This window comes from Mesorhizobium sp. M7A.F.Ca.CA.002.04.1.1 (genome assembly GCF_004022805.1).
Classification (GTDB): domain Bacteria; phylum Pseudomonadota; class Alphaproteobacteria; order Rhizobiales; family Rhizobiaceae; genus Mesorhizobium; species Mesorhizobium ciceri.
Genome location: NZ_RZPL01000290.1, coordinates 1 through 6492, shown reverse-complemented (window position 1 = coordinate 6492; position 6492 = coordinate 1). Strand labels below are relative to the sequence as shown.

Here is a 6492-nt window from a genome sequence, read left to right as displayed (position 1 = left end):
CCCAAGCCCTGTGAGCGAAACCCAAGGGCAGTTCGCCTCACAACTTTGGTACCGGAACCAGTCCAATATCTGTCTCTCGCGAACGTTGCCTGACCCTGATCTCAATTCGCCTCCTCGCCTTGACGTCGCCGGCCTGTGCGCCGTCGGTGAGCCGGTCGCCAGGCAATATCAACTGGCCGCCGGACATTGGCAGGATGGTGAAGCCTTTCAGTTCCGGCATATCGCGCAGGATGCCTGTGACGGAGATCGCTCGCGCTAATCCAAGCCCGGCATTGTCGGCAGGATGGAGTGTGCCAATGTCCATCTTGCGCGCCAGTACGGGCTGAAGGCCTCTGTCCATATTCGATGAGTCACCGGACATCGCCTGCTCGTCCGTGTGGCCAATCACCTCAATGACGTCCACACCATAGGAAGTTGCAATTCCAGCAATGGTCTTCGACATCTGCCGCAACTTCGTTTTGAAGCCACCGGAAAGCTCCGCACTTCCAGTATCGAAATTATAGCCATCGAGCTCGCTAAGACTGATGATCGGTGGCCAATCGTGTGGCTTGTCAGCAGAGGCCTCGTTCCTTGCCTTCTTCAGTGCGTCAGCAAGATCCTTGGACGTCTTGCCCGTGCCAACGTAGCCGAGCTCGCGCAGAACCTTCATCTTCTCGATCATGGCTTTGGCCTGATCAACGTCGACGTCGTTGTCAGAGAGGACTTTGGCGGCCGGCGCGCTTTTCACCGCTTCCTCAAGGGTCAGTCCCACTTTTTTGATTGCCTCTGCGGCCTCTTTGGCCCGGACCAATTCACGCCATTCTTGATCTGGTACATTGCGTCGACTTGCAGGCTTGACCATGGCATTCAGCTGAGCCAGCAACCGCTTGTTTTCCTCGTCAAGCTTGCGAGCGTTCTCATTGAGGGACTGCGCAATCTTCTGCGCTGCCGCAGCCTCTTTCTTTGTCTTGGCGATGAGCGCGCCTGCAGCAAGCAAAAGGCAGAAAACGAGAAGCAGCATCGTCTCAGCCATCGTCAGGCCGAGTATCAGGCCGCGGCCATAGCCCTTGCGCTCAAACGTAATGGCTGTTCCGCTAACCTCACTCACCTGCCCCACCAACTTGCTCTCTTTGGCGGTTCACCCTTCTCCACCTCCGCCGGACTGCTTAACGATCGGAAGGTGTCGCCCTCCGTGTCATCCGAAACCTTGATTGGCGTCTCCACAGGGGAGGCAACAGTGGAAGGTGCCGCCACTCGCTCGACATCGTTCGCTATCGCATTGCTCAGAGGCTGGGGAGTGCGCACGGCCGGGAGGCTATGTTGTGTAAGGGTTGCGACGAGGCCGCGTGTTTCATTGCTGTGTTTCTGCATCACAGCCATGAACTCCTCAGTCAAACGCTGCTGCGCTTGGACAGTTTCTGCGGTCTTTTCTGCGGCCGCTGCCGCTCTCTCCACTCCAGTCGCCACCTTGATCACTGCGTCGGCAAGACCGGTCATCCGCGTTTGCTGCTCTTGCGAGGCTGTTTCGGTTTTTATCGCATATTGTGCGACAGCATTACCCAGGAGCTTGACCATCGGCGCCAGATCGTTCTTCAGCACCTCATCAGGAACAACCACCTTTTCCAGCTTGGCAGCCATATTGTCGGCTTGATTACCGAGCTTTCCAACAGAGTTGGACATCGAGCTGTTGGCTTTATCCAGCAAATCCGCTGCAGCTCCAACGCGGTTCGCTATCGAAGCAAACTGGGTTTCGACTTGCCCGAAATTGTGCTGCAACGCGTCACTGAGCTTGGCAGACGCCTCTTGGACAGGCTTGATCGATTCCATGGCAATATTGTCCAGGGCAGATCGAATGTGCTCCCCATTGCGTGCCGCTTGCTCGGCAATCTCTGCAAAGCCCTCTTCGAGCATTTGATGGCTGACACGACGAAAGTCGGCGAACTCCCTGGTTACGCTTTCCATCTCGGCTCTTACACGCCGTGTCATGTCGGCAAGTTCGTGCCTCGCCGTTCGCTCAATGTCCGCGGGATCGCGCCGCATCTGATTGTAGAAAACCCTCAGAGCAATACCGGTGATCGTCGACGTGATCGCGATGCCAAAATTTTGGACGATCGTGTCGGTTGAGCCTTCCGTTCCAAACTGAAACAGCGAGACCCCAAGGCTCGTCAGGGTGAACAGGAAGCCCATATAGTAGAGGTTATCGCCGGTCTGCTCGTCGTGCAGTTGTAGCTTTCCAGCAAAGATCGAAACCCCGAGATAGAAAAACATCAGGCAGGCCGGTGCTACCGCCGCGACGATCGGATTTACGCCTGAGAGTTTTGCAATGGCGATGAATACACACCCGCCGAGTGTCAATGCCGCGAAAACCACGACCGGCAGACGTGGATGATCCAGCAAAGGTTTGTCGTGCGCTCTCGCCATCAGTTTAACCCATCCAAGCCAACCAGCTTTTCGAACTCGCCGTGATGGTTCTGGACCCAATGTGTCCAGAACTCCGCGTGATCCAGGGTCTGAAATGGCTTCTTTGCCCGATCGATATAAAGAATTGTGATGCCCACCCCATCCAGCGACGTCCCATATGTGCGGTCGGCGGCGCTGTTGAGGTATTTTTGGTAATCCAGTCCCGATCGGTACTGCGAGTAAATCGTCGTATGCTCGATCATGTCAGAGGCGACCACCAATCGCTTGGGACTGCCCTGTTTGGCCAAGCTGCTATCGAAGAGCGACAGCTTGATTTTCTGAATTCCAGCCATGATCGGAGATTGGCTCGCGGAAGCCGCATTCGGGATTTCATCGGGAAGTTTGTTCAAAGGATCGCCGAAGGCGTTTTCCCACTTCTTTTGACGCCGCGCAGGATTGTTGGTCCAACTATCGACGGTCGACCCATCACCGGGATTGCATCCATCGAACATCACCGTCAGCTCACCAGGCGCCGAGCTCAGGGTATAAATCCTCACATACCCACCCGGCTCGACCTGCCCAATGGTCTTTCGGAACTCGTTCTTGAGATCAGCCATCGTCGTTGCCGAAATTGGATCAGTGGCGTCGATGAGGACGGCGGTCAGGCTGGAGGGTCCGTCCAATGGGCAATTCGTGTTGGCGTCGATATGGCCATTGCCAGACCTGGTCCACATCCAGCCGAAGCCGGCCAACATCGCAACGGATAGCACACCAAGGGCAATGGCCGCGGCAATGGTACCCGCATTGCCTTTCTTGCGTCTGCGGGTTCGCCTAGACATTCACGCTGTCCGGGTGAAGCTTATCAAGATCTCGGTACTGCTCAATTCCCCGTTCGCATTCCTGACCAATCAGACGAACCTGCTCGTTGAGTTCCTCCTGCGCCTGGCGAATTGATGCGCCAACATCTCCCTCATTCCACTCCCGCTCGCCGGTGACGTATGGCTTGATGCGATCAAGTTTGTAGGGCGTTCCGAAATGCTTGGGCGCCGGCTCGGTCCTCGCCTGGATGTTGGCTTCCCGATACATCGACAAAAGCTGATTGCAGGCTCGCTCCAATTGGTCTTGATGCTGCGCAAAAAGAGCCAGAAGCCTCGATCGATGATCGACAATCGCGCGGTGCTCGCGCCGGCGACTACCAAGCTGCTTGACGATTTCCTCCACTTTTTCGTTGTGGTCGTCGCGGACATCCTGCAGCTCTTCGATCAGTTCCTTCTTTCGATCGATGTAGTCATCGCGCCGTCGAACGAGCCGATTTTCAACGCCAGTGTAGCCTGGGTAAGGGTCGAGCACGAACCAGCCGTCGATAAAAGCGAAAAGCGAAAACATCAGGCCGATCGCAAACAGCAACCAGGACTTGATGTCCGTGAGACCCGCTGGATTGGCGAGCATATTACGGATGACCTCAGCGCCGGCGCCGTCAGCGAGCGAGCCGCTGACCTCACGGTAGTGCGCTAGCGCCAAGTTTATCGAAATCGCCAAGCCGATATAGAAAAGGATTGAAATGATCCCAACGAATTTTACGAAAAACGACCGATGGGTGACGAGACGAGCGCAGAAAACCGCCAGGAGCAAAGCCGCCCCGATGTTGATGAAAGAGAATGCCGCAGCCTCAAGGATGCCACCAAAAAATCCCTGCTCATTGCCCTTGGCCAGGAAGTTGCCGTTCATCGCTGTCTCGACCAGAAACAGAAATAGCAGAAGCGATAGCCGGAAAATGTGAGCGGCACCGTGCTGCACACGCGCGGCACGAACGAGACCGTGCTTCTCCTTAAACCATGCATGCTCTTTTTCGGCGTCGTTCAGGGCCCTTCTCAGGCCGTGAAGTTCATCGAGGCCCACGGCGACCGAGGCTTTGAAGTCCGAAACGCTAGCGGCATTCGTCTGACGGATTAGACCGAATTGTTCCTCGAAATCGAGGCCGGCAAGACGACCTCCAAGGAGTTGCAGGTTGTCCTCAAGAGTGTGATGCGCAGCCTTCTTCTCATCCTCAACGCGTTCCACGATGGCATGTTCGACATCGTCGAGATTCTTTGCCGTTTTCGGGGGTTGGTTCACCTCGCCGCGCTGCTTTCCGCGGTTAATGACATCCAGGTCGCCGTCGATCTTGGCAGGGTCCAGGCTGTTGAATAGCTGAGTGCTCGCCCGAAAATCGTGGTTGGATTCTCGCAGTGAGTCACGCAACTTATTTAGTTTTTCGAATTTAGAGCCCACGCACTCACAACCCCAACTTTACGCCCCCCGGCAGAGTGGTTTCTATGCATAGTAGAGCTAAAGGGCAACCGCACATTCACTTCTATCCACTTGCTAGTGCGGATCAGGCTCAATTGAGTTCCAACAAATGATCATGGCTGCTGATCAACTGGTTGATCGGCCGCGACTAGTCATGTCATGAGCCGTGCTGCGATGCTCTAAGGACAGAGTGCTACGAGCGGGTTCGCGACTGGGAAATTATCCACAGTCGTATACGTGTACTGGATCTCACCGCCCAGGCGAACGAAGGCAGATAGTTCCTCCGCACGACAGACATAGTTTTTGGTCATTTCATCGATCTTCTGGACATAGACCGGCCGCGAGACGCCAGCAGCCAACAATTTGGCGTCTACTTCCGCATCGGTCTGAGCCCAGGTGGCGTTGAAAACGATCCTTGGCCCGATTGCGATGATGCTCCGAACGGAGATGTTCGAACTGATCAGCATGGGCAATGCTGGAGCCATTTCGGTTTGCATTTTTTTTGCGTAGGCGCAGACGTCGGTCTTGGTGTACTTCGAGAGGCATTCATTTGCCGTCGCCACCCTTGGCCATGTCAGCAGGATCGCCAACGGGACGTGCATCAATCGCAATCCATCCAAAGTATTCTCCTCGCCCGATCTTGGCCTGCACAGAGGAGCATCTATCCTATTTGTGTTCACAGTGCCACGAGCAGCTTGTGCCCGACCGGCAATAGTGCTCTGTCTGAAATACTTTGGGAGGGCAATAAAATGAAAACAACATTTCTCGCGGCTATGGCCGCTGCAATAATCGCTTGCGCGACCGGCGCGTTTGCACACAGTGGCGGCACTGATGCCAACGGTTGCCATACCAACCATAAGACCGGCGCGTATCACTGTCACTGAAGGTCACGCCTTTCTGAGGGACACAAACATGCTGAAGAACATCATGTCAGCTCCGCTGGGCCTCCTCTTCATGCTGGGCGGGCCGATCACCTACGTGATGAATGTCGTCGACACATGGCAGGGCCATGCATCAGTGGTCGTAAAAATCCTGATTAACTTGAGCCTGGATGCGATGTTGGCGTTCATTTGGCCGATCACTTGGGCAATCTGGCTTTTCAAATATATGGCGGGCGCCGAAACTCCACTAACAACCGTGCTGGGCGTTTGAGGATCAAGTTTGCTGAAAATAATGCTTTTCGACGCCGGCCGGAACGGTCCGGTTGGTCTGCATCTGTGTAGCTATTGCCTCGCTGCTGGCGGTAGCGCCATGGCCGTACGGCTATTACCAATTCCTCCGCGTGGTGGTCTTTTTCGCCGGGATCTACTGCGGAGCCATGGTGTGGCGATCAGGCCCTGAAAATCGCACCCTGGCTTGGGCGCTGTTTGGAGCGGCAGCGATCTTCAACCCGTTCATGCCGGTTCATTTGCCGCGCGAGCTGTGGGCAATCTTCAACGTCGCAGCGGCTACTCTGTTCGGCTTTGTCGCATACCGGCACCGGAATTAAGCCGATAATCTGAGATGGCCAAGAGTGGACCTGAGACGCCGAAGGTCAAGGCGCGCCCGAGGGTCACCGTGTCACAGCCGTTGGCGCTTTATGCGGGAGATCTCCTCGAGCGGACGAAGGAGTACTTCGAGGCTTTCAACCATCTAGGCTCGGAGTCGGAAAAGGCGCATCTTTTTGCCCGTTATTTTCTATTTTCGCATGCCCTAGATGTGGAGCTTCAACAGGTTGTCCTCGATCAGGGCGAGGCGACTGATAGGCGTTTTTGACTTTAGGCTGCCATGTGGACGATGCCAATTGTATCTGTGCAGCCAGACAGGCAGTTCGGCGGCACGATG

General features: G+C 55.4%; 8 protein-coding genes and 1 pseudogene. 3 read left to right on the top strand and 6 right to left on the bottom strand.

From position 1 onward, the window contains the following. Nucleotides 1–37: 37 nt before the first annotated feature. The 5 genes from ENZ75_RS16580 to ENZ75_RS16560 form a co-directional block, all read right to left on the bottom strand. The gene (locus tag ENZ75_RS16580) at nucleotides 38–1096 is read right to left on the bottom strand and encodes a hypothetical protein (protein ID WP_224571173.1); all 1059 of its coding nucleotides are present in this window, start codon (nucleotides 1094–1096) and stop codon (nucleotides 38–40) included. Next, entirely contained in the window at nucleotides 1084–2400 is a 1317-nt protein-coding gene (locus ENZ75_RS16575; protein WP_063169428.1) for a hypothetical protein, read from the bottom strand. The genes ENZ75_RS16580 and ENZ75_RS16575 overlap by 13 nt, the downstream gene beginning before the upstream one ends. Continuing rightward, a complete protein-coding gene (locus tag ENZ75_RS16570) occupies nucleotides 2400–3218 on the bottom strand; it encodes a hypothetical protein (RefSeq protein WP_063169429.1) in 819 nt (272 codons plus the stop codon). Before ENZ75_RS16570 ends, ENZ75_RS16575 begins: the two co-directional genes overlap by 1 nt. After that, nucleotides 3211–4620: a hypothetical protein gene (locus tag ENZ75_RS16565; protein ID WP_210326684.1), complete on the bottom strand. Its 1410-nt coding sequence runs from the start codon at nucleotides 4618–4620 to the stop codon at nucleotides 3211–3213. The genes ENZ75_RS16570 and ENZ75_RS16565 overlap by 8 nt, the downstream gene beginning before the upstream one ends. Nucleotides 4621–4847: 227 nt before the next feature. Then, nucleotides 4848–5288, bottom strand: a complete 441-nt coding sequence (locus ENZ75_RS16560) for a hypothetical protein (RefSeq protein ID WP_126066778.1) — start codon at nucleotides 5286–5288, stop codon at nucleotides 4848–4850. Between the two features lie 129 nt (nucleotides 5289–5417). Here ENZ75_RS16560 and ENZ75_RS35740 point away from each other — a divergent pair, with 129 nt between their 5' ends. Genes ENZ75_RS35740 through ENZ75_RS16545 form a run of 3 tightly spaced genes read left to right on the top strand, consistent with a single transcriptional unit; the run spans nucleotide 5418 to nucleotide 6157 of the window. After that, a complete protein-coding gene (locus ENZ75_RS35740) occupies nucleotides 5418–5552 on the top strand; it encodes a YHYH domain-containing protein (RefSeq protein WP_199489651.1) in 135 nt (44 codons plus the stop codon). Between the two features lie 28 nt (nucleotides 5553–5580). Continuing rightward, nucleotides 5581–5820, top strand: a complete 240-nt coding sequence (locus ENZ75_RS16550) for a hypothetical protein (protein WP_082826591.1) — start codon at nucleotides 5581–5583, stop codon at nucleotides 5818–5820. Between the two features lie 52 nt (nucleotides 5821–5872). After that, nucleotides 5873–6157, top strand: a complete 285-nt coding sequence (locus ENZ75_RS16545; protein WP_063169433.1) for a DUF6804 family protein — start codon at nucleotides 5873–5875, stop codon at nucleotides 6155–6157. A gap of 203 nt (nucleotides 6158–6360) precedes the next feature. Here the strand turns inward: ENZ75_RS16545 and ENZ75_RS16540 are convergent. After that, nucleotides 6361–6492, bottom strand: a pseudogene (locus ENZ75_RS16540) (IS481 family transposase); the annotation flags it as partial.

What these genes read in the sequence shown, in the direction of transcription:
- ENZ75_RS16575 (WP_063169428.1), bottom strand. Translation starts at nt 2,400, where the DNA reads ATGGCGAGAGCGCACGACAAACCTTTGCTGGATCATCCACGTCTGCCG.
- ENZ75_RS16570 (WP_063169429.1), bottom strand. Translation starts at nt 3,218, where the DNA reads ATGTCTAGGCGAACCCGCAGACGCAAGAAAGGCAATGCGGGTACCATT.
- ENZ75_RS35740 (WP_199489651.1), top strand. Translation starts at nt 5,418, where the DNA reads ATGAAAACAACATTTCTCGCGGCTATGGCCGCTGCAATAATCGCTTGC.
- ENZ75_RS16550 (WP_082826591.1), top strand. Translation starts at nt 5,581, where the DNA reads ATGCTGAAGAACATCATGTCAGCTCCGCTGGGCCTCCTCTTCATGCTG.